The organism is Stenotrophomonas sp. SAM-B (genome assembly GCF_013387485.1).
GTDB classification, from domain to species: domain Bacteria; phylum Pseudomonadota; class Gammaproteobacteria; order Xanthomonadales; family Xanthomonadaceae; genus Stenotrophomonas; species Stenotrophomonas maltophilia_AA.
On sequence record NZ_JABBXB010000002.1, the window covers coordinates 719,087 to 740,023 of the forward strand.

Sequence of the window (20,937 nt, forward strand, 5' to 3'; positions counted from 1 at the left end):
CTCACAACCCCCTCGCCTTCAACTGTGCATCCAGACGCGGATACACCCTGCGCGCGTTTCCTTCGACCACCTTGCGCCGGTCGGCCTCCGACAACCCAAGGGCCTCCACGTAACGCAGGGTATCGTCGAAGTACTGCCCGGTCTCCGGGTCGATGCCACGCACCGCGCCCACCATCTCCGAGCCGAACAGGATGTTGTCGATGTCGATGACCTTGAACAGAAGATCGATGCCCGGCTGATGATAGACGCAGGTGTCGAAGTACACGTTCTTCATCACGTGCTCGTTCAGGGGCGGCTTGCCCAGCATGTCCGCCAGCCCGCGGAAGCGGCCCCAGTGATACGGCACCGCGCCACCGCCATGCGGGATGATGAAGCGCAGGTCCGGGAAATCATGGAACAGGTCGCCCTGCAGGAACTGCATGAACGCCGTGGTGTCGGCATTGAGGTAGTGCGCGCCGGTGGCATGGAAATTGGGATTGCAACTGCCCGACACATGCACCATTGCCGGCACGTCCAGCTCCACCATCTTCTCGAAGAACGGGTACCAGGCCTTGTCGGTGAGCGGCAGGCCGCTCCAGTGCCCACCGGACGGATCCGGGTTGAGGTTGCAGCCGACGAAGCCCAGCTCGTTCACGCAGCGCTCCAGCTCGGCGATGGAGTGGGCGATCGGCACGCCGGGTGACTGCGGCAGTTGGCATACGCCGATGAAGGTCTCCGGGTACAGGCCGACCACGCGCGCAATCAGGTCATTGCAGCGGCGCGTCCATTCCGCGCTGACCTGCTCATCGCCGACGTGGTGGGCCATGGTGCTGGCGCGCGGCGAGAAGATGGTCATGTCCGCACCGCGCTCGCGCAGCAGGCGCAGCTGGTTGGCCTCCACGCTCTGGCGCAACTCCTCGTCGCTGATGACCGGGTACACCGGCGCCGGCAGCGTCGGGTCGTTGAAGTGCGCGATCTGCTGCGTGCGGAACGCGTCGTGGCTGGCGGGGGCGGTCGTGTAGTGACCGTGGCAGTCGATGATCATGGCATGGCCTCGTGGGGGAGGAATCACCAGCCGAACAGCTGGGCGAAGTGCACATCCACGCGCAGCCCGACAATCAGTGCATCGGGGATGTCGGTGGTGCGGGTGGGTGCGTAGATGGGATCAGGGTTGATGACGTACTGCAGGTTGGGCATCAGCCGGATGCCCTTGTGCACCGCCCAGCCATAACTGAGCTCGGCGATGATCTCGTCGGCGTTCGGTGCGCCGCTGCCGCCGTTGCGGGTGCGGCGATCACGCAGGAAACCGATCTGCTCATCGCTGAAATGCGTGTTGGAGACAAACATCGCCAGCGTGTCCTGGTCGCGGCCCACGAAGGTGCCGGTCTTGACGAAGCCGGCCGACGCGAAGCTGTCGACCGGCGCCTCGTTGCCGGTGTTCACATAGGCCCGCGCGAACAGCGCCAGGTTGCGCCGGCCTTCGCCACGCCACACGGTCTGGTCGGCCATGGCATACCAGCCGACGCGCGCGCCGTCCTGCACGGCGGTGGGCTTGCCGCTCAGCGCGGCCGAGGTGCCGTCGGCATCGAAGTAAGAACTCCTGCCGCCGTCGCTGTTGCGGTACATGCCCAGTCGGTAGGTGCGTGGCAAAGGGTCGTTGGCGAAGCTGGTCTGGTAGCCCACTTCATAGGCGGTGAGGGTGCCGCTGCCCTCGCCCACCGAAAAATCCACGCCGTTCTTGCCAGCCTTGTTCAAGTCGTTGTTGTAGTCGAACGCACCCGCCTGCGCGTACCAGCGGTCGTTCACGTCGTAGCGCACGATGCCCGCCCAGGACGAATTCGGATACGCGGTGATGCCCAGGTCGGTGATCGCGCCGTACGGCGTCAGGCACATCGCGTTGCTCATGAACACGCAGTTGAGCGCGGAGTTGTTGAAGTAGCTGTTCACCGGCGCGCGTCCGACGGTGATGCTCAGGCCGTTGTCGAAGCGATGGCGCACGGTCAGCCGGGTCAGGCGCCCGCCGGCCACCGGCCGCCAGGTCTGCTGGGCGCTGATCGAATTGCCGATCTTCTCGCGTGCCAGGTTGCGGCCGGCAAACCACGCCCACTGCGCGTCCACATCGGTGTTGTGCACGCCCCACAGGGTATCGAGGTCGAACTTCGACTGCGCCATGACCCAGTACGAGCCTTCCGTCCCCTGCTCGACACCGCCCACCGGATTGGAGGCCACGTTGCCGACCAGGTCCAGGGTGAGATCGCTGCCCTCGGGCAGGCTGCCCTGGGACGCGGGAGCCGCAGCAAGCGCGGGGGTGGCCAGGCTGGCGGCAACAAGCACGCACAGCGTGCGGCGGGAAATCAACGACACAAGCGCCTCCTGTCCGGGGCCGGGGCACCGGGACGAAGTGGAATCGGGAAAGGCCGCAGCGACGCTGCGGCCGCAGGTCAGACTGGCTGCACGCCCAGTACGCGGCGTCGCAGTCGGCGCGTGCCGATCTGTTCGGCCATCACCTTCTCGTCGAGCTTGCCTTCCCACTTGGCGATCACCAGCACCGCGATCGCGTTGCCGATCAGGTTCACGAAGGTCAGGCCTTCGGCGAGGATGCGGTGGATGCCCAGGATCAGCGCGATGCTCGCCACCGGGATCGTGCCGGTGGTGCCCAGCGTTGCCGCCAGCACCACGAACGCCGCACCGGCCACGCCCGCGGCCCCCTTGGAGGTCAGCAACAGCACCGCGATCAGCCCCAGCTGATGCCACACGGTCAGCTCGGTGTTGGTGGCCTGGGCCAGGAACAACGCCACGGTGGTCAGGTACAGGCAGGTGCCGTCAAGGTTGAACGAGTAGCCGGCCGGGATCACGAAACCGACCACACCCTCCTCGCAGCCCAGCTTCTTCATCTTCTCGATCAGCCGCGGCAACACCGTTTCAGTGGACGTGGTCGCGGCCACGATCACGATTTCATCGCGCAGGTAGCCCAGCAACCGCCACAGGCTGGCGCCGGTCCACCAACACACGCTGCCCAGCACCAGCACCGTGAACACGCCGCAGACCACGAAGAACTCGATGATCAGCTCACCCAGCGACAACAGCGACCCGGCGCCGAACTGGCCCACGGTGAAGGCGATCGCGCCGAACGCGCCGATCGGGGCGAAGTACATGATGTAGCCGATGATCTTGAACAGCGCGGTGGAGGTGGACTCGATCACCTTCATCACCGGCTCGCCACGCTCGCCCACCGAGGCCAGCGCCACGCCGAACAGCACCGCCACGAACAGCACCTGCAGCACATGCGCTTCGGTGAACGCACTGACCAGCGTATTGGGGATGATGGCCATGATGTAGGACACGATCGACTGGTCATGCGCGCTGTGGACGTAGCCCTGGATGCTCGCCATATCGATGGTGGCCGGGTCAATGTTCATGCCTGCGCCGGGCTTCCACAGGTCCACCGCCACCAGGCCGATGATCAGCGCCAGGATGGTGATGACCTCGAAGTAGATCAGCGACTTCAGCGCCAGCCGGCCGACACTGCGCATGTCACGCATGCCAGCGATGCCGTGCACCACGGTCACGAAGATGATCGGCCCGATCATCATCCGGATCAGCTTGATGAAGGCATCGCCGAACGGCTTCATGGCCGAGCCGATATCCGGCTGCAACCACCCCAGCACCACACCGATCACGGTACCGGCCAGTACCTGGAACCACAGTTGGCCAAGAATGCCGAAGCGGCCCGGCCGCTTCTCCACAACAGTCATATCAACCCTCCCAGGTTGCAAGAATAGGGACGTCGCGCGTATTCAGTCGAACAGCACGCCGTCGAACAGCTTTCTGGCGGTCCGCAGTACCGCCGCGCGGGTCACCTGCCCCGCCTCATCCAGGTCGAGCACGCAGCCGGTGCTGCCACTGGGGTGTTCCACCGCCAGGGTCTGCTGGCTGCCGCCCGGCAGCACCGCCAACGCGTGTGCCGGTGATCCCGGCAGCAGGCACGCAGTGGCCACGCTCACCGCGCCCAGCACACCGATCGAGGCATGGCACCGGTGCGGAATGAACGAGCGCACGCTGATCGCACCGCCGTTGCGGGGCGCGGCCACCAGCATCATCTTCGGCACCGACTGCGCGCTGACATCGCCGAGGTTCATCAAGGGACCCGCCTGCAGACGGATCGCTTCCAGCCGTGCCTTCAGCGCGTCATCGGCGTCCAGTGTCTGGCGGTCTTCGTAGCCGCTGATGCCCAGGTCGCCCGCGCGCAGCACCACGCACGGCATACCGTTGTCGATCAGGGTCGCCTCGACGCCATCGATCACGTCCCGCGCGCGCCCGGTCGGCAACAACGCGCCGCAGCTGGACCCGGCGGTGTCTTCGAAGGCCAGTGGAATCGGCGCGGCGGTGCCCGGCACGCCGTCGATGCGCGCATCGCCGTCATAGCGCACACGCCCGCCAGGGGTCTGCAGCGTCGCCTGCGCCAGCTGGCCGGTGTTGACCATGAAGATCCGCACGCCGGTCTGTTCCGGCCCCGCCGCGACCAGGCCGCGCTCGATCGCGAACGGCCCGACGCCGGCCAGCATGTTGCCGCAGTTCTGCGCATCGCTGACCAGCGCCTGGTCCACGAACACCTGCAGGAACAGGTAGTCCACGTCGGCATCCTCACGTGTGGACGCCGATACCACGGCCACCTTGGAGGTCAGTGGATCGGCCCCGCCCATGCCGTCGATCTGGCGTGCATCGGGCGAACCGTAGGCGCGCAGCAGGAAGGCATCGCGCTCGGCCACGTCGGCGGGCAGCTCCGCGGCAAGGAAAAACCCGCCTTTGGAGGTGCCACCGCGCATCCACATCGCGCGCACGCCCTTACTCATAACGCAGCCCCTTGGCCGCCAGGCGCTCGCGCATGGCGTAGATGTCCAGGCCCAGCTCACCGTTGGCCAGCCGTGCCCGCTTGTCCGTCTCGCGGGCCTCGCGCGCCTGCGCCTCGCTGGCCACGCGCGCCGCATCGGCGCGCGCCACGATGCACACGCCGTCGTCGTCGGCGATCACCACGTCACCGGGCTGCACCAGGGCGCCGCCGCAGACTACCGGCACGTTGACCGAGCCCAGCGTTTCCTTGACCGTGCCCTGTGCATGGATGGCCCGGCTCCAGACCGGGAAGCCCATCGCGGTGAGGTCGCGCACATCGCGCACCCCGGCATCGATCACCAGCCCGCGGCAGCCGCGCACCTGCGCCGACGTCGCCAGCAGGTCGCCGAAATAGCCATCCGTGCACGCGCTGGTCGGCGCGACGACCAGGATGTCGCCCTCGCGCAACTGCTCGATGGCCACGTGCATCATCCAGTTGTCGCCCGGCGGCACCGACACGGTGATCGCGCTGCCGGCGATGCGTGCGCCGCGGTAGATCGGGCGCAACCGCGGATGCAGCAGGCCGCTGCGGCCCTGCGCTTCATGGGCGGTGGCGACCCCGGCCTGGGCCAGGCTCTGGATCACCGCCGGAGCGGCACGTTCGACACGGGTGACTACGCGGGACATCCATCCATCCTTCGTTGACGATGGCGCAGTCTGTGTCGCCGCAACCGGACACCTCAAGATGGTTTTTCGGAACAGCCATTGGGTTTAGTTATAGTTGGTGCATGAGCGTGACCCTGGCCCTGAACCTCAAACACCTGCATGCGCTGGTGGCCGTGCATCACCACGGCGGCATCAGCGCCGCCGTGCCGCACGTGAATCTGTCCCAGCCCGCGCTGACCCAGGCGATCGCGCGACTGGAGACGCAGCTGGATGCACCGCTGTTCGACCGCCAGCCCGGCGGCATGGCCCCTACCGAAGCAGCCCGCCTGCTGGTGCCCCGCATCGAGCGCGCACTGGCCTACATTGCCCACGGCGTGCGCGGGGCCCGGCGCACCCAGCGACTGCCGGCAATGCCCGCGGTGGAGCGCTATGTCACCCTGCCGCAGCTGCGCGCGTTGGCCGCGGTGGACAGCGCCGGCAGCTTCACCCTGGCTGCCAGCCGCGCCGGGGTCTCGCAGCCGGCGATCTACCGCGCCGTGCACGACCTGGCCGCCGCGATCGAAATCCCGCTCACCGTGCGTCGCGGCAAGACCGTGCAACCGACCCCGGCGGCCACACGCATGCTGCGGCCGGTGCGGCTGGCGCTCTCCGAGCTGGCCGCAGGCGTGGATGACCTGGCTTCGCTGCGCACCGAACAAGGCGGTCGGGTCACGCTGGGGGTGATGCCGCTGGCGCGGGCCATCCTGCTGCCGCAGGTCCTGGCGCGCTTCGCACGCGCACACCCGGGCGCGTCGGTGAACGTCATCGAGGGCCCGTACGCGGAGCTGCTGGGGGATCTGCGCGAAGGCAGCCTGGACCTGCTGATCGGCGCCATGCGCGACAGACTGCCGGTACGCGATATCGCGCAGGAAGGCCTCTTCGACGACAACCCGGTCATCGTCGCGCGCAGCGGGCATCCGTTGGCGCGTGCCGGCGGCTTCGCCTTCCCGCAGCTGCTCCACTACCCGTGGGTGATCGCCGCCACCGGTGCACCCGTACGCGCACGCTGGGAGCACATGTTCCGCCAGCACGGGCACGAGCCGCCCCGCCTGCGCATCGAATGCGGCTCGGTGCTGATCACCCGCGGCCTGCTGCTGGAAGACGACTGGCTCACCCTGATGTCGCGCGACCAGTTCGTGATCGAGCGCCGCGCCGGACTGCTTATCGAGATCGGCAGCGCCGGCGACGACCTGCGCCGCCGCATCGGCCTGACCACCCGCGCCGACTGGCACCCCACCCGCCTGCAGCAGGCGTTCGTGGCCACGTTCCGGCAGGTATGCGCCGAACGCAGTGGCGATGCGCAGGACGATTGGCCGTTCCGGTACCCGGCCGCCCGCTGAGCCCGCGCAGCAACACCGGGTAGGTGTGCTTTCATGCCACCTGGCGAACCGCACCCGCTACCGCACAAACAAAAAACCCCCGGCTTTCACCGGGGGTTTCTGTTTTCAGCCCACCGACCAACGGTCGGCGGCTACCGGTCGCCGGGCAGCGCCCGGCCCCGGATCAGGCAGCAACCGTACCGGCCACTTCCTGGTAGTCCTCGATCTGGTCGAAGTTCATGTAGCGGTAGATGTCCTTGCTGCTGGCATCCAGCACGCCGATGTCGGCCATGTACTCTTCCTTGGTCGGAATGCGACCCAGACGCGAGCAGATCGCGGCCAGTTCGGCCGAACCCAGATACACGTTGGAATTGCGGCCCAGACGGTTCGGGAAGTTGCGGGTCGAGGTCGAGAAGACCGTCGCGCCCTCACGCACCTGCGCCTGGTTGCCCATGCACAGCGAGCAGCCCGGCATTTCCATGCGGGCGCCGGCGGTGCCGAAGGTGCCGTAATGGCCTTCCTTGGTCAGCTCCGAGGCATCCATCTTGGTCGGCGGGGCCACCCACAGCTTGGTCGGGATGTCGCGCTTGCCTTCCAGCAGCTTGGCCGCCGCACGGAAGTGACCGATGTTGGTCATGCACGAACCGATGAACACTTCGTCGATGGCCGCACCGGCCACGTCGGACAGCGTCTTGACGTCGTCCGGGTCGTTCGGGCACGCCACGATCGGCTCGTGGATGTCGGCCAGGTCGATCTCGATGACGGCGGCGTACTCGGCGTCGGCATCCGGGGCCAGCAGCTCCGGGTTGGCCAGCCAGGCTTCCATCTTCTCGATGCGGCGTGCCAGCGAACGGGCGTCCTGGTAACCCTCGGCGATCATCCACTTCAGCAGCGTGATGTTGCTGGTGAGGTACTCGATGATCGGCTCCTTGTTCAGGTGCACCGAGCAACCGGCGGCCGAACGTTCGGCCGAGGCGTCGGACAGTTCGAACGCCTGCTCGACCTTCAGCTCCGGCAGACCTTCGATTTCCAGGATGCGGCCGGAGAAGATGTTCTTCTTGCCGGCCTTGGCCACGGTCAGCAGACCGGACTTGATCGCGTACAGCGGGATCGCGTTGACCAGGTCACGCAGGGTCACGCCCGGCTGCATCTTGCCCTTGAAGCGGACCAGCACCGACTCCGGCATGTCCAGCGGCATCACGCCGGTGGCAGCGGCGAAGGCCACCAGGCCCGAGCCGGCCGGGAACGAAATGCCCACCGGGAAACGGGTGTGCGAGTCGCCGCCGGTGCCGACGGTGTCGGGCAGCAGCATGCGGTTGAGCCAGCTGTGGATCACGCCGTCGCCCGGGCGCAGCGAGATGCCGCCACGGGTGGAGATGAACTCCGGCAGGGTGTGGTGGGTCTTGACGTCCACCGGCTTCGGGTACGCCGCGGTGTGGCAGAACGACTGCATCACCAGGTCGGCCGAGAAGCCCAGGCAGGCCAGATCCTTCAACTCGTCACGGGTCATCGGACCGGTGGTGTCCTGCGAGCCCACCGAGGTCATCTTCGGTTCGCAGTAGGTGCCCGGGCGCATGCCCTGGCCTTCCGGCAGGCCACAGGCGCGGCCGACCATCTTCTGCGCCAGCGAGAAGCCCTTGCCGGTATCCGGCGGGTCCATCGGCAGGCGGAACAGATCGGTCGGGGCCAGGCCCAGCGCTTCACGCGCCTTGGCGGTCAGGCCGCGGCCGATGATCAGCGGAATGCGGCCACCGGCGCGCACTTCGTCGAACAGCACATCGGACTTGACCTTGAACTCGGCTATGACGGCGCCGTCCTTCAGGGCCTTGCCGTCGTACGGGCGCAGCTCGATCACATCGCCCATGTTCATCTGCGACACGTCGAGTTCGATCGGCAGCGCGCCGGCGTCTTCCATCGTGTTGTAGAAGATCGGGGCGATCTTCGAGCCCAGGCACACGCCGCCGAAGCGCTTGTTCGGAATGAACGGAATATCTTCACCGGTGAACCACAGCACCGAGTTGGTGGCCGACTTGCGGCTGGAACCGGTACCGACCACATCGCCCACGTAGGCGACCAGGTGACCCTTGTCCTTCAGCGATTCGATGAACTTGACCGGGCCGCGCTTGCCGTCTTCTTCCGGCTCGATACCATCACGCTTGTTCTTCAGCATCGCCAGGGCGTGCAGCGGGATGTCCGGGCGGGTGGTGGCGTCCGGGGCCGGCGACAGGTCGTCGGTGTTGGTTTCGCCGGTCACCTTGAGCACGGTAATGGTCAGGCTTTCCGGCACCTGCGGACGGCTGGTGAACCATTCCGCATCGGCCCAGCTCTGCAGCACGCCCTGGGCGTTCGCATTGCCGGCCTTGGCCTTTTCCTGCACATCGTGGAAGGCGTCGAACACCAGCAGGGTGTTCTTCAGCGCATCGGCGGCGATCGCGCCGACGCTGGCATCGTCCAGCAGCTGGACCAGCGGGGCGACGTTGTAGCCGCCGAGCATGGTGCCCAGCAGTTCGGTGGCGCGCTCGCGGCTGATCAGCGGATTGGTTTCGCTGCCCAGGGCGATCGCGGCCAGGTACGAGGCTTTGACCTTGGCAGCGTCATCGACGCCGGCCGGCACGCGGTGGGTCAGCAGTTCCAGCAGGAACTCGGCCTCGCCGGCGGGCGGGTTCTTCAGCAGTTCGATGACGTCGGCCGTCTGCTGGGCGCTCAGCGGCAGCGGCGGGATGCCAAGCGCGGCGCGCTCGGCTACGTGGTGGCGGTAGGCTTCCAACATGACAACTCCCGGGTGATTCTCTGAAAGAATGCGGTTTAAAAGTATGGGCTCAGGCGTGCGGCACGATCAGCTTCAGGCCCTTGAAGTAGTCGCGGTAAAATTTGTCGTTCCAGGTGATCAGGCCGTCGCACTGCAGCAGTGCATGCGACCCGACCATGAATTCATCCAGCCCGCGCGGTTTGGCGCCGCGCTGCCGGTGCCGGCGGTGCATCTCGCCGGCGCGCAGGGCCGATTTGGCCTCCAGTGGACTGAAGTGGACGCCCATTTCCTCGAGCGCCTCCTGCACCTCGGCACCGCCGCGCAGCGATGCGCAGATCTCGGCCAAGGTCACCCCGCAGATGACCACGCGGCCGCCGACAAGGCTCTGGCGCAGGCCGGCTTCGACCGCGTCGGCCTGCGGACCATTGCTGAGCAGCTCGATCAGGACCGGTGAATCGACGGCGATCATCACGCGCTCATTCCTCGTCGCGGACCGCGCGCACGGCCGCTTCGGCCGAATCGAAACCATCCAGCGCGAACTTGCCGCGGGCACGGGAGATCGCATCGTCCACGCTCTTGCGCAGGATGATCCGGCTGCCTTCGAGCTCCACCTTCAGCTGCGTGCCCTTGGTCAGGCCCAGCGCATCACGGACCGCCTTGGGCAGGGTGATCTGCCCGCGCTCTGCAACGGTAGCTTCCATCGGTACGCCCTCCAAAGTATGCACAAATTATACATACTTCCACGGGCATACTTCCACTGGAGTACTGATCTGGCCGGCGAGACCGTTGGCACAGAAAGGATCTGTCTCATCCATGACACGAGGGATACATATCTCCGTGTAGCCTGAGACCAACTGCCGCAGGTGGCATCCGGCTGAATCGTTCATACTCAGAACGATCGCCGGCCTACCGGTCAGCGGCGAACGCAAGCAGGTCTGCCTCGGGCGGGCCAATGCAAGCCATCCGCAAGAGGAGTCACCCGCAATGAGCGATTCGTTCTCCACCCGCAGCCAGCTGGACGTCGGCGGCACCACCTACGACTACTTCAGCCTGCCCAAGCTCGGACAGACGTTCGACATCTCCCACCTGCCCTACTCGATGAAGATCCTGCTGGAGAACCTGCTCCGGTACGAGGATGGCGGTGTCACCGTCGGCAAGGACCACATCCAGGCCGTGGCGCAGTGGGACCCCAAGGCCGAACCGGACATCGAGATCGCCTTCATGCCGGCCCGCGTGGTGCTGCAGGATTTCACCGGCGTGCCCTGCGTGGTCGACCTGGCCGCGATGCGCGATGCGGTGGTCAAGCTCGGCGGCCGGCCGGAACAGATCAATCCCCAGATTCCCTCCGAGCTGGTGATCGACCACTCGGTGCAGGTCGATGTGTTCGGCACCCCGGACGCGTTGGACCTCAACGGCAAGATCGAATTCCAGCGCAACCAGGAACGCTATGGCTTCCTGCGCTGGGGCCAGAAGGCCTTCGATAATTTCAAGGTGGTGCCGCCCAATACCGGCATCGTCCACCAGGTGAACCTGGAAAACCTGGCCCGCGTGGTCATGACTGCGGACAAGGACGGCAAGGCAGTGGCCTATCCGGACACCGTGTTCGGCACCGACAGCCACACCACCATGATCAATGGCATCGGCGTGCTGGGCTGGGGCGTCGGCGGCATCGAAGCCGAAGCCGCCATGCTCGGCCAGCCGTCCTCGATGCTGATCCCGCAGGTGGTCGGCTTCAAGCTGACCGGGCGCATGCCCGAAGGCGCCACCGCCACCGACCTCGTGCTGACCGTCACCCAGATGCTGCGCAAGCACGGCGTGGTCGGCAAGTTCGTCGAGTTCTTCGGCGAAGGCCTGCAGCACCTGCCGCTGGCCGACCGGGCCACGATCGGCAACATGGCCCCGGAGTACGGCGCCACCTGCGGCATCTTCCCGATCGACGAAGAGTCGCTGACCTACCTGCGCCTTTCCGGCCGCAGCGAGGCGCAGATCGACCTGGTCGAAGCCTATGCCAAGGCCCAGGGCCTGTGGCACGACGCCAACACCGCACATGCCAGCTACAGCGCCACGCTGGAACTGGACATGAGCCAGGTCAAGCCGTCGCTGGCCGGCCCGAAGCGTCCGCAGGACCGCGTGCTGCTCGAAGACGTCAAGCAGAACTACCGCGAGAACCTGGTCGGCCTGACCACCAACCGCGACAAGCGCAACGATGACGTGTCCAAGTTCGTCAACGAAGGCGGCGGCGCGGCGGTCGGCAACGAACAGCTGGCCAAGGGTTACAGCGATGTGGAACTGGAGGGCAGGAAGTTCCGCCTGAAGGACGGCGCGGTGGTCATCGCCGCGATCACCTCGTGCACCAACACCTCCAACCCGGCGGTGATGATCGGTGCCGGCCTGCTTGCCCGCAACGCGGCGGCCAAGGGCCTGGACCGCAAGCCGTGGGTCAAGACCTCGCTCGGCCCGGGCTCGCGCGTGGTCACCGATTACCTGGAAAAGGCCGGTGTGCTCACCGAGCTGGAGAAGATCGGTTTCTACGTGGTCGGCTATGGCTGCACCACCTGCATCGGCAACTCGGGCCCGCTGCCCACGGAAGTGAGCGCCGGCATCGCCGCCGGTGACCTGGTGGTGGCCTCGGTGCTGTCGGGCAACCGCAACTTCGAAGGCCGCGTGCACCCGGAAGTCAAAATGAACTACCTGGCCAGCCCGCCGCTGGTCGTCGCCTACGCCATCGCCGGCACCACCGACATCGACCTGACCACCGAGCCGCTGGGCACGGGCAGCGATGGCCAGCCGGTGTACCTGCGTGACATCTGGCCAAGCAACAAGGAAATCGGCGATGTCATCGCCGCGACCATCGGGCCGGAGATGTTCAAGAAGAACTATGCCGACGTGTTCAAGGGCGACACCCGCTGGAACACCATCAAGTCGCCCGACGGCGATCTGTATGAGTGGGACGGCAGTTCGACCTACATCAAGAACCCGCCCTATTTCGAGGGCATGACGATGGACGTCGGCCACATCGACGACGTGCATGGCGCGCGCGTGATGGGCCTGTTCGGCGACTCGATCACCACCGACCACATCTCCCCGGCCGGCAACATCAAGAAGGATTCCCCGGCAGGCCGCTTCCTGCAGGAACGTGGCGTGCAGCCGGCCGACTTCAACAGCTACGGCAGCCGTCGTGGCAACGATGACGTGATGGTGCGCGGCACCTTCGCCAACATCCGCATCAAGAACCTGATGTTCGGCGGCGAAGAAGGCGGCAACACCCTGTACTTCCCGAAGGACGGGGGCGAGCCGCAGAAGCTGGCGATCTACGATGCGGCCGTCAAGTACAAGGCCGAGGGCATCCCGCTGGTCGTGTTCGCCGGCAAGGAATACGGCACCGGCTCCTCGCGCGACTGGGCCGCCAAGGGCACCAACCTGCTGGGCGTCAAGGCGGTGATCGCCGAGAGCTTCGAGCGCATCCACCGCTCCAACCTGGTCGGCATGGGCGTGCTGCCGCTGCAGTTCAAGAACGGCGACAACGCGCAGAGCCTGGGCCTGGACGGGTCTGAAGTGGTGGACATCACCGGCCTGCAGGATGGCGCCAGCAAGTCGGCGACCCTCACCGCGACCCGGGCCGATGGTACGAAGAAGACCTTCGAGGCCCATGTGATGCTGCTGACGCCGAAGGAAGTGGAGTACTTCAAGCACGGCGGCCTGCTGCAGTACGTGCTGCGCCAGCTGGCGGGCAAGAAGTAAGCGTCAGGCGCTTTCGCGAAGTACGCCCTCCCCGACCAGGGAATGGCACCGGCAGCAAGGGGGCGTAATGCCCCCTTGCTGCTTTCCGGCATCCAGCGATTCGGCGCTCTGGGCGTGCCCGCTATAGGCGTCCCGGCCGCCGCCTCTTCATTTTCATAAATTTCATAAATCACATAATTAGCCCATTTCGTACGGACTGGGCTAAGCTGGCCGCATCCGCCAGGGAACCGCCGCCATGCTGCATGCGCTCAAGTTCGACCCGATCACCGAGCTGACCCGTACCACCGCCTCGACGGTGAAGGAGCACTGGCGCAAGGTCATGCAGGACGTCCGCGAACAGCAGGCCGTGCTGGTGACCAATCACAACGAACCCCAGGCCGTCATCCTCTCCGCCGAGCAATACCAGGCCATGCAGGCCGAAGTGGTATCGCTGCAGCGTGATCTGGCCTCCCTGCGCGAGCAGACCCCGGCCCTCCAGCACCTGCGGCAGCGCTTCGATGATCGCCTTGCCGTGCTGGACAGTGCCGCAGCGGGCAACAAGGCCCGAACGCTGCTGCGTAAACCGGCACGGCTCAAGGGCAAGGTGGTCGCGGGCAGCGGGTACTGATGGCGGCGCGGCCTTTCCTGCTCGTGCTGGCAGGGGTCAATGGTGCGGGCAAAAGCTCTATCGGCGGTCACCTGCTGCGCGAGGCGGGACTGGACTGGTTCGATCCGGACGACTGGGCCGGGCAGCTCTGCCGCGAGCTGGGCATGAGCCAGCGCGAGGCCAATGGCCAGGCGTGGAAGGAAGGCTTCGGCCGACTGCAGGCGGCGATCGCCGAACACCGCAGCCACGCCTTCGAAACCACCTTGGGCGGGCAGTCAATCGCCGCGACCCTGGCCGAGGCATGCGCCACGCATGACGTACTGGTCTGGTACTGCGGTCTGGCCTCTCCCGAGCAGCACATCGCACGGGTGCGCGCACGCGTCGCGGCCGGTGGCCACGCCATCAGCGATGCGGACATCCACCGCCGCTATACGTTGGCGCTGCAGAACCTGATCACCCTGTTGCCAGCACTGGCACAGCTGCAGGTGTACGACAACAGTGCAGAGGTCGGTCCTGGCCAGCCGGTTGCCGACCCGCATCTTGTGCTGCAGATGGACGGCGGCCGTTTGACCTGGCCCGCGGCCGATGACGCCGCCCAACTGCGGCAGACACCCGACTGGGCCGTGCCCGTGCTGGAAGCTGCACTGCAGTGCCACGACACCTGCGCTGGCGAGCCGCCGCGATGAGCGCGCGCATGCGGCTGCAAACGTCATTTACCGTCGGCACCACCCTGCCCCGAAGCCACGCGTCCGCCTTTCTTCACAGACCCTTCGCGTTTTCCATTCGGGACGGTATGCTGCCGAGGCATGAAACGACGGATACTCTCCGTCATCGCATCACATCATCCACGTTTCCTGGAGGGGGAATATGAGTCTGGAACGACCCTGGCTGCAGAGTTATCCCAAAGGCGTACCCGCCGAGATCGACGTCAACGAGTTTCATTCGGTTTCGGCCGTCTTCGACACCTCGGTGGCCAAGTTCCGCGACCGCCCCGCCTACTCCAGTTTCGGCAAGGTCCTCACCTACGGGGAAACGGACGCGCTGGTTGAACAGTTCGCCGCCTACCTGCTCGGTGAGCTGCAGCTCAAGAAGGGCGACCGCGTCGCCCTGATGATGCCCAACTGCCTGCAGTACCCGATCGCCACCTTCGGTGTCCTGCGTGCCGGCCTGACCGTGGTCAACGTCAATCCCCTGTACACCGCCCGCGAACTCAAGCACCAGCTGGTGGATTCCGGCGCGGCCGTGCTGGTGGTGGTCGACAACTTCTGCGACACCGTGCAGCAGGTCATCGCCGATACACCGATCAAGCAGGTGGTGACCACCGGCCTGGGCGACATGCTCGGCGCCAAGGGCATCGTGGTGAACTTCGTGCTGAAGTACATCAAGAAGATGGTGCCCAACTACAGCCTGCGTGGCGCGATCCGCTTCAACCAGGCGCTCAAGCTCGGCAGCCGCCACACCCTGCCCAAGGTCGAGATCGACCACGACGACGTCGCCTTCCTGCAGTACACCGGCGGCACCACGGGCGTGGCCAAGGGCGCGATGCTGACCAACCGCAACCTGGTGGCCAACATGCAGCAGGCCTCGGCCTGGATCTCCGCCTCCGGGATCGAGATGGGCAAGGAGGTGATCATCACCGCCCTGCCGCTGTACCACATCTTCGCGTTGACGGCGAACGGCCTGGTCTTCATGAAGTTCGGTGGCTGCAACTACCTGATCACCAACCCGCGCGACATGAAGGGCTTCGTCAAGGAGCTCAAGGCGACCCGCTTCACCGCGATCACCGGCGTCAACACGCTGTTCAACGGCCTGCTCAACACCCCCGGCTTCGACGAGATCGATTTCTCCTCGCTGAAGGTCACCCTGGGTGGCGGCATGGCGGTGCAGCGTGCCGTTGCCGAGCGCTGGAAGAAGGTCACCGGCGTGACCCTGGTCGAGGCCTACGGCCTGACCGAGACCTCGCCGGCCGCCTGCATCAACCCGCTGGACCTGGCCGAGTACAACGGCGCCATCGGCCTGCCGATTCCGTCCACCGATGCCTGCGTCAAGGACGATAACGGCCAGACCCTGCCCGCCGGCGACGTCGGCGAGCTGTGCATCAAGGGCCCGCAGGTGATGAAGGGCTACTGGCAGCGCCCGGAAGACACCGCCGCAGCGGTCGATGCCGAGGGCTGGCTGCACACCGGCGACATGGCGCGGATGGACGAGCAGGGCTTCTTCTACATCGTGGACCGCAAGAAGGACATGATCCTGGTGTCCGGCTTCAACGTGTACCCCAACGAGGTCGAAGACGTCATCGCGATGATGCCGGGCGTGCTCGAAGTCGCGGCGGTCGGCGTGCCCGATGAAAAGTCCGGCGAAGTGGTCAAGGTGGTCATCGTCAAGAAGGACCCCAACCTCACCGCCGAGATGGTCAAGGAGCACGCGCGTGCCAACCTGACCGGCTACAAGCACCCGCGGATCGTGGAGTTCCGCAAGGAGCTGCCGAAGACCAACGTGGGCAAGATCCTGCGCCGCGAACTGCGCGATACGCCCGCGCCGTAACGGTTCCCCAACGGCGGCATCTTCACAGGGCCCCTGCCGGCAACGGCGGGGGCCTTTTGCATTGCCTGAGATGCCCGGGGTGTAGGATCGCGGCGTGTGGACCCGTCAGGCCCGCCGCCCACCGTCCTCCCAGCGGGCCAGCCTCCGAGGAAATCGCCATGAGCACCATTGAAAAGCTGCCCGTCAACCGCCGCTACGCCACCATCCGCACCGAGACCACGGGCAACGACGACGCCCATTGGCTGTACATGCATGCCGATGCCGGCAGTGGCATCCGCCCGTGCTGCCGCAAGGACATGCTCGATGAAATGTGGAATTTCATGAGCGCCATCACCCGTACCCCGGCCGAGCGCAACAGCGGCAAGCTGCGCCATTTCGTGCTCGCCTCCGATGCGAACGCGTACAACCTGGGCGGTGACCTGGACCTGTTCACCCGCCTGATCCGCGAAGGCAACCGCGACCGCCTGCTGACCTATGCGCAGCGCTGCGTGGAAGGCGTCCACCACCTGCACACCGGCTTCGGCGGCGACGTCCGTTCGATCGCGCTGATCCAGGGCGACGCGCTGGGCGGTGGCCTGGAGATGGCGCTGGCCTGCCACACCATCGTGGCCGAGGAAGGTTGCGGCATGGGCTTGCCGGAAGTCCTGTTCGGGCTGTTCCCGGGCATGGGCGCGTACTCGTTCCTGTGCAAGCGCGTGGCGCCGCAGCTGGCCGAGAAGATCATCCTCGACGGCCGCGTGTATTCGTCCGAGGAGATGCATGCGATGGGCGTGGTCGACGTGCTGGTGCCGAAGGGCCAGGGCGTCAAGGCGGTCGAGGACCTGATCCGCCAGCACCAGCGCATTCCGCATTCCTACCTGGCGATGAATGCCGCACGCAACCTGGCCCAGGCCGTGCATTACGACGAGCTGCTGGAAATCACCAAGGTGTGGGTGGACTCCGCGCTCGCGCTGGGCGACAAGTCGCTGCGCACCATGGATCGCCTGATCAAGGCCCAGACCCGCCGCGCCACCCTCGACGTCGCCTGAGTCACCCCCTCCCCTGTGTTGTTCAAGCCCGGCTGCCGCCGGGCTTTTTTTCAGCGCATGTCGCCGCCGTCGTCCGCCTGGCCCTGGGTCCGGCGCTGCGCACGCGCGTCGAGTGCCTGCCGGCCTTCCTTGATCCCCGCCTGCAGCAGGGTCACGCGCTGCCGCCATTCGCTCTTGAGCTGCCAGTCGGCCATGCGCATCAGGTCGCCGGCACGATTGGCGACGCGGACCAGGCCGAGATTGCTGGCCACGCCCTTGATCGCATGCGCCTGCTCACGGAAATGCACCCAGTCGCTGCGCTCGCCATCGGCCAGTGCCACGCCGACGCACTGCTCGGCATCGGCCAGGCATTGGCGGATGAACTCGCGTTCGAAGCCATCGCCCATGCCGAGCGAGGCCAGCTCGTCGAGCACGCCCGGATCCAGCACGCCATCGAGTACGGTGGCCGTGCGCACGATCGGCGCACTGGCCTTGAGCTGGCCATTGGAGGCGATGTCGGCCAGCACGTCCAGCAGCCGCACCGCGACCACGGGCTTGGCCAGGAAGGTGTGCGCACCAGCCTGGGTGCAGCGCTGGATCGCTTCGGGGGTGACATCGGCGCTGAGCACCAGCACCGGCGTGCGCGGACCACCGCCGGCCTGCATCACGCGCAGCTCCTTGAGCATGTCCAGGCCGCTCATGCCGGGCATGTGCAGATCGACGATCGCCGCATCGAAATCGCTCTCGGCCATCGCATCCAGCACCGCTTCGCCGCCGTTGACGCACAGCACCTTGTGGCCGGCCTTCTGCAGCAGCCGCTGCAGCACCATCCGGTTGGCCTCGTGATCATCGGCGACCAGGATGTGCATGCTGCGCACGCGCGCGCGATGACGCAGGAATGGATCGGCGAAGGCGATGACATTGCCGTTGCGGTCCGGCAGCCCGTCGCCGACCAGGGCCGGGGTGACCGTGCCCAGCGGCACGCGCGGCGGCGCGAACGGCAGCTCGAACCAGAAATGGCTGCCCTGCGGCGGATTCTCTTCGTAGCCGATGTCGCCCCCCATCGCCTCGACCAGGCCCTTGGCGATCGTGGTGCCCAGGCCGGTGCCTTCGTGGCGGCGCGCCATGCTGACGTCGGCCTGCTCAAATGCCTCGAACAGTCGCGGGCGCATCTCCGGCGCGACGCCGATACCGGTATCGAGGATGTCGAAGCGCAGCCGCACCCCGCCGTTGGATTCGGCATGCAGCACCGCGACGCGGATCTCGACCCGGCCGTGGTCGGTGAATTTGACCGCGTTGCCGGCGATGTTGAGCAGTATCTGGCGCAGGTGACCGAGATCGCCGCGCAACAAGGGCGGCACGGTATCGGCGACCTTGACCCGGTAGTCCAACCGCTTGGCCTTGGCCTGCGGCAGCAGGATCAGCCCGATCGCCTGGATCACATCGGCCAGCGCAAAATCCTCGGCGTTGACGCGCAGCTTGCCGGCTTCGATCGCGGAGATGTCGAGCACTTCTTCAACCAACGCCAACAGGCTGCGTGAAGAGGCCTGGATGGTGTTGACGCACTCGCGCTGCTCTTCATCGAGCTTGGTGGTGGCCAGCAGTTCGGTCATGCCCGACAACCCGTTGAGGGGGGTGCGGAACTCATGGCTCATGTTGGCCAGGAAGCGGCTCTTGGCCTCGTTCGCGCGGCGCGCCTCGGCCATGGTCCGGGTCAACTGGCGCAGCAGCGTGGAGAAATACAGCGGCACCGCCGCCAGGCCCAGCCACAGGCCGAACGCCAGCCGGGCATTCTGCTCCCAGTACGGTGTGAGCAGCGCGGTGCTGCCGAAGCTGACCATGGCCATCGCCACGGCCACGTACAGATAGTTGTTGCCGTAGCGCATGCCGTTGCCGACGGTCACCCACATCACCACGATGTAGACCCAGGCCAGCGGCTCGCCCATCTGCACCATGCCGGCGGCAATGAGACCGTAGTCGGCGAGCATGCCGGCCACGCGGCGCGGATCCGAGCGCCCCGGCCGCCACAGCAGCCAGCCGAACAGGCCCAGCGACAGCGTCAGGCCGGTCAGCACGATTGCCAGCACGCCGTGGTACTGCTCCGGCGGCAGATCGTGGCGCGGCCCTGGCATCAGGACATACAGCAGGATCAGGGTGATCAGCACGATGCGCACGATCGCCTGGCCGTGCTCGGTGTCCGGGCGCTGCGCCAGACGTTGCTTCAGGCGCGGGTACAGACGACGCATATCACATCCCCGGGCGGGATGACGCAGTGGAGTGCTGTGCGCAGATCTCGTCAAGCTGGAGGCGGCCGCGCAGCAGGGCATCGACGCAGCGCGGATCAAACAACCGACCACGCTGGGCGTACAGATAAGCCAGCGTGGCTTCCATGGTCCATGCTTCCTTGTACGGACGGGGTGAGATCAGGGCATCGAACACGTCGGCCACTGCCACGATCCGCGCTTCCAGCGGAATGGCATCGCCGACCAGGCCATCGGGGTAGCCGCTGCCGTCGTAACGCTCGTGATGGCGCAGCGCGATCAGCGCACCGACCTGGATGAAACGGTTCTGGCTGCCGCTCAGCAGTTCATAGCCGATCCGCGGGTGCCGGCGCATGATCGCCTGCTCCTCGTCGTTCAACTTGCCCTGCTTGAGCAGCACGGCGTCGGGAATGGCGATCTTGCCCATGTCATGCAGGGGCGCGGCCATCTCGATCAGCTTGACCTCCTCCTCCGGCAGCCCGAGCTGCTCGGCGATCAGGCCGGCGACATGCGCCATGCGCTCGAGGTAGGCGCTGGTGCCGGCATCACGGAACTCGATCGCCCGCGCCAGCCGCGACAGCGTCTCGCGCTCGCGTTCCTCGACCTCGTGCATGCTGGCCAGCAGCCGCTGCTCCAGCGACAGCGCACGCTGTTTGACGTTCTCCGACTGCTGGCGCAGCTGCAACAGGTTGTAGCAGCGCGCGCGCAGTTCGCGCGGGCGGATCGGCTTGACCAGGAAATCGATCACCCCGGCCTCCAGCGCGGCCTGGCGGACCGGCTCGTCGCCGACCACGGTGATCAGGATCACGGGGATGTCGCGGTGCTTGGGCAGGCGACGGAACCGGCGGGCGAACTCCAAGCCGTCCATCTCCGGCATGCGGTAATCCAGCAGCAGCAGATCCACGGCGTGCGACTCGCACCAGGCCAGCGCCGTCAGCGGATCGCCGAAGTCGTGCACGGACAGTTCCGGCGCGATGTCCTCGATGACATGGCGCAGCATGGTACGCGCGGACGTCTGGTCGTCAACGATGACAATATTCAAGGCTGCTTCTGCCTTCTTCCTTGACCACACTGGAACATGCTGCGGAGAGGATACTCCGCCGCTCAGCACACTGGCACCTTGCATGGGTCCGCCTCCCGTCATGAACACCCCAGTTCATGATCGTCGTCACAGTGTGATGCCGATGTGGGCATCCCCCTGCGACCCGTCATGGTC

At 66.3% G+C, this 20,937-nt stretch carries 16 protein-coding genes; 6 read left to right on the forward strand and 10 right to left on the reverse strand.

Annotated elements, in window-relative coordinates; genetic code table 11:
• Position 1: 1 nt before the first annotated feature.
• The 5 genes from HH110_RS07425 to HH110_RS07445 all read right to left on the reverse strand — a co-directional run bounded on the left by HH110_RS07425 (position 2) and on the right by HH110_RS07445 (position 5,496).
• Positions 2-1,024, reverse strand: coding sequence for an amidohydrolase family protein (locus HH110_RS07425; protein ID WP_176989060.1), 1,023 nt, complete (start codon positions 1,022-1,024; stop codon positions 2-4).
• Between the two features lie 23 nt (positions 1,025-1,047).
• Entirely contained in the window at positions 1,048-2,343 is a 1,296-nt protein-coding gene (locus HH110_RS07430; protein ID WP_176989061.1) for a carbohydrate porin, read from the reverse strand.
• Positions 2,344-2,420: 77 nt separating this feature from the next.
• Positions 2,421-3,734, reverse strand: coding sequence for a C4-dicarboxylate transporter DctA (gene dctA / locus HH110_RS07435; RefSeq protein ID WP_176989062.1), 1,314 nt, complete (start codon positions 3,732-3,734; stop codon positions 2,421-2,423).
• Between the two features lie 42 nt (positions 3,735-3,776).
• Entirely contained in the window at positions 3,777-4,832 is a 1,056-nt protein-coding gene (locus tag HH110_RS07440) for a 4-oxalomesaconate tautomerase (RefSeq protein ID WP_176989063.1), read from the reverse strand.
• Complete coding sequence (locus HH110_RS07445) at positions 4,825-5,496, reverse strand: 4-carboxy-4-hydroxy-2-oxoadipate aldolase/oxaloacetate decarboxylase (protein ID WP_176989064.1); 672 nt, start codon at positions 5,494-5,496, stop codon at positions 4,825-4,827. The genes HH110_RS07440 and HH110_RS07445 overlap by 8 nt, the downstream gene beginning before the upstream one ends.
• A gap of 101 nt (positions 5,497-5,597) precedes the next feature.
• Between HH110_RS07445 and HH110_RS07450 the strand changes: the two genes are divergently transcribed.
• The gene (locus HH110_RS07450; RefSeq protein ID WP_176989065.1) at positions 5,598-6,854 is read left to right on the forward strand and encodes a LysR substrate-binding domain-containing protein; all 1,257 of its coding nucleotides are present in this window, start codon (positions 5,598-5,600) and stop codon (positions 6,852-6,854) included.
• Positions 6,855-7,017: 163 nt separating this feature from the next.
• Here HH110_RS07450 and acnB read toward each other — a convergent pair whose 3' ends face one another.
• The 3 genes from acnB to HH110_RS07465 are packed head-to-tail and all read right to left on the reverse strand — an operon-like array spanning position 7,018 to position 10,283.
• A complete protein-coding gene (acnB, locus tag HH110_RS07455) occupies positions 7,018-9,603 on the reverse strand; it encodes a bifunctional aconitate hydratase 2/2-methylisocitrate dehydratase (protein WP_176989066.1) in 2,586 nt (861 codons plus the stop codon).
• A 49-nt stretch (positions 9,604-9,652) separates the two neighbouring features.
• On the reverse strand, positions 9,653-10,051 hold the full coding sequence (locus HH110_RS07460) for a type II toxin-antitoxin system VapC family toxin (RefSeq protein ID WP_176989067.1): 399 nt from the start codon (positions 10,049-10,051) through the stop codon (positions 9,653-9,655).
• Positions 10,052-10,058: 7 nt separating this feature from the next.
• The gene (locus tag HH110_RS07465) at positions 10,059-10,283 is read right to left on the reverse strand and encodes an AbrB/MazE/SpoVT family DNA-binding domain-containing protein (protein WP_019182937.1); all 225 of its coding nucleotides are present in this window, start codon (positions 10,281-10,283) and stop codon (positions 10,059-10,061) included.
• Positions 10,284-10,566: 283 nt separating this feature from the next.
• Here HH110_RS07465 and acnA point away from each other — a divergent pair, with 283 nt between their 5' ends.
• The 5 genes from acnA to HH110_RS07490 all read left to right on the forward strand — a co-directional run bounded on the left by acnA (position 10,567) and on the right by HH110_RS07490 (position 17,481).
• Entirely contained in the window at positions 10,567-13,323 is a 2,757-nt protein-coding gene (acnA, locus tag HH110_RS07470) for an aconitate hydratase AcnA (protein WP_176989068.1), read from the forward strand.
• 235 nt (positions 13,324-13,558) lie between these two features.
• A complete protein-coding gene (locus tag HH110_RS07475) occupies positions 13,559-13,930 on the forward strand; it encodes a type II toxin-antitoxin system prevent-host-death family antitoxin (RefSeq protein ID WP_176989069.1) in 372 nt (123 codons plus the stop codon).
• A complete protein-coding gene (locus tag HH110_RS07480; RefSeq protein WP_176989070.1) occupies positions 13,930-14,595 on the forward strand; it encodes an AAA family ATPase in 666 nt (221 codons plus the stop codon). Before HH110_RS07475 ends, HH110_RS07480 begins: the two co-directional genes overlap by 1 nt.
• A gap of 181 nt (positions 14,596-14,776) precedes the next feature.
• The gene (locus HH110_RS07485; RefSeq protein ID WP_176989071.1) at positions 14,777-16,453 is read left to right on the forward strand and encodes a long-chain fatty acid--CoA ligase; all 1,677 of its coding nucleotides are present in this window, start codon (positions 14,777-14,779) and stop codon (positions 16,451-16,453) included.
• 158 nt (positions 16,454-16,611) lie between these two features.
• Positions 16,612-17,481, forward strand: coding sequence for a crotonase/enoyl-CoA hydratase family protein (locus HH110_RS07490; protein ID WP_176989072.1), 870 nt, complete (start codon positions 16,612-16,614; stop codon positions 17,479-17,481).
• A 50-nt stretch (positions 17,482-17,531) separates the two neighbouring features.
• Here HH110_RS07490 and HH110_RS07495 read toward each other — a convergent pair whose 3' ends face one another.
• Positions 17,532-19,706 carry an ATP-binding protein gene (locus HH110_RS07495; protein ID WP_176989073.1) on the reverse strand — a complete coding sequence of 725 codons (2,175 nt, stop codon included), beginning with the start codon at positions 19,704-19,706 and terminating at the stop codon, positions 17,532-17,534.
• Position 19,707: 1 nt separating this feature from the next.
• Entirely contained in the window at positions 19,708-20,847 is a 1,140-nt protein-coding gene (locus HH110_RS07500; RefSeq protein WP_176989074.1) for a two-component system response regulator, read from the reverse strand.
• Positions 20,848-20,937: the final 90 nt, after the last annotated feature.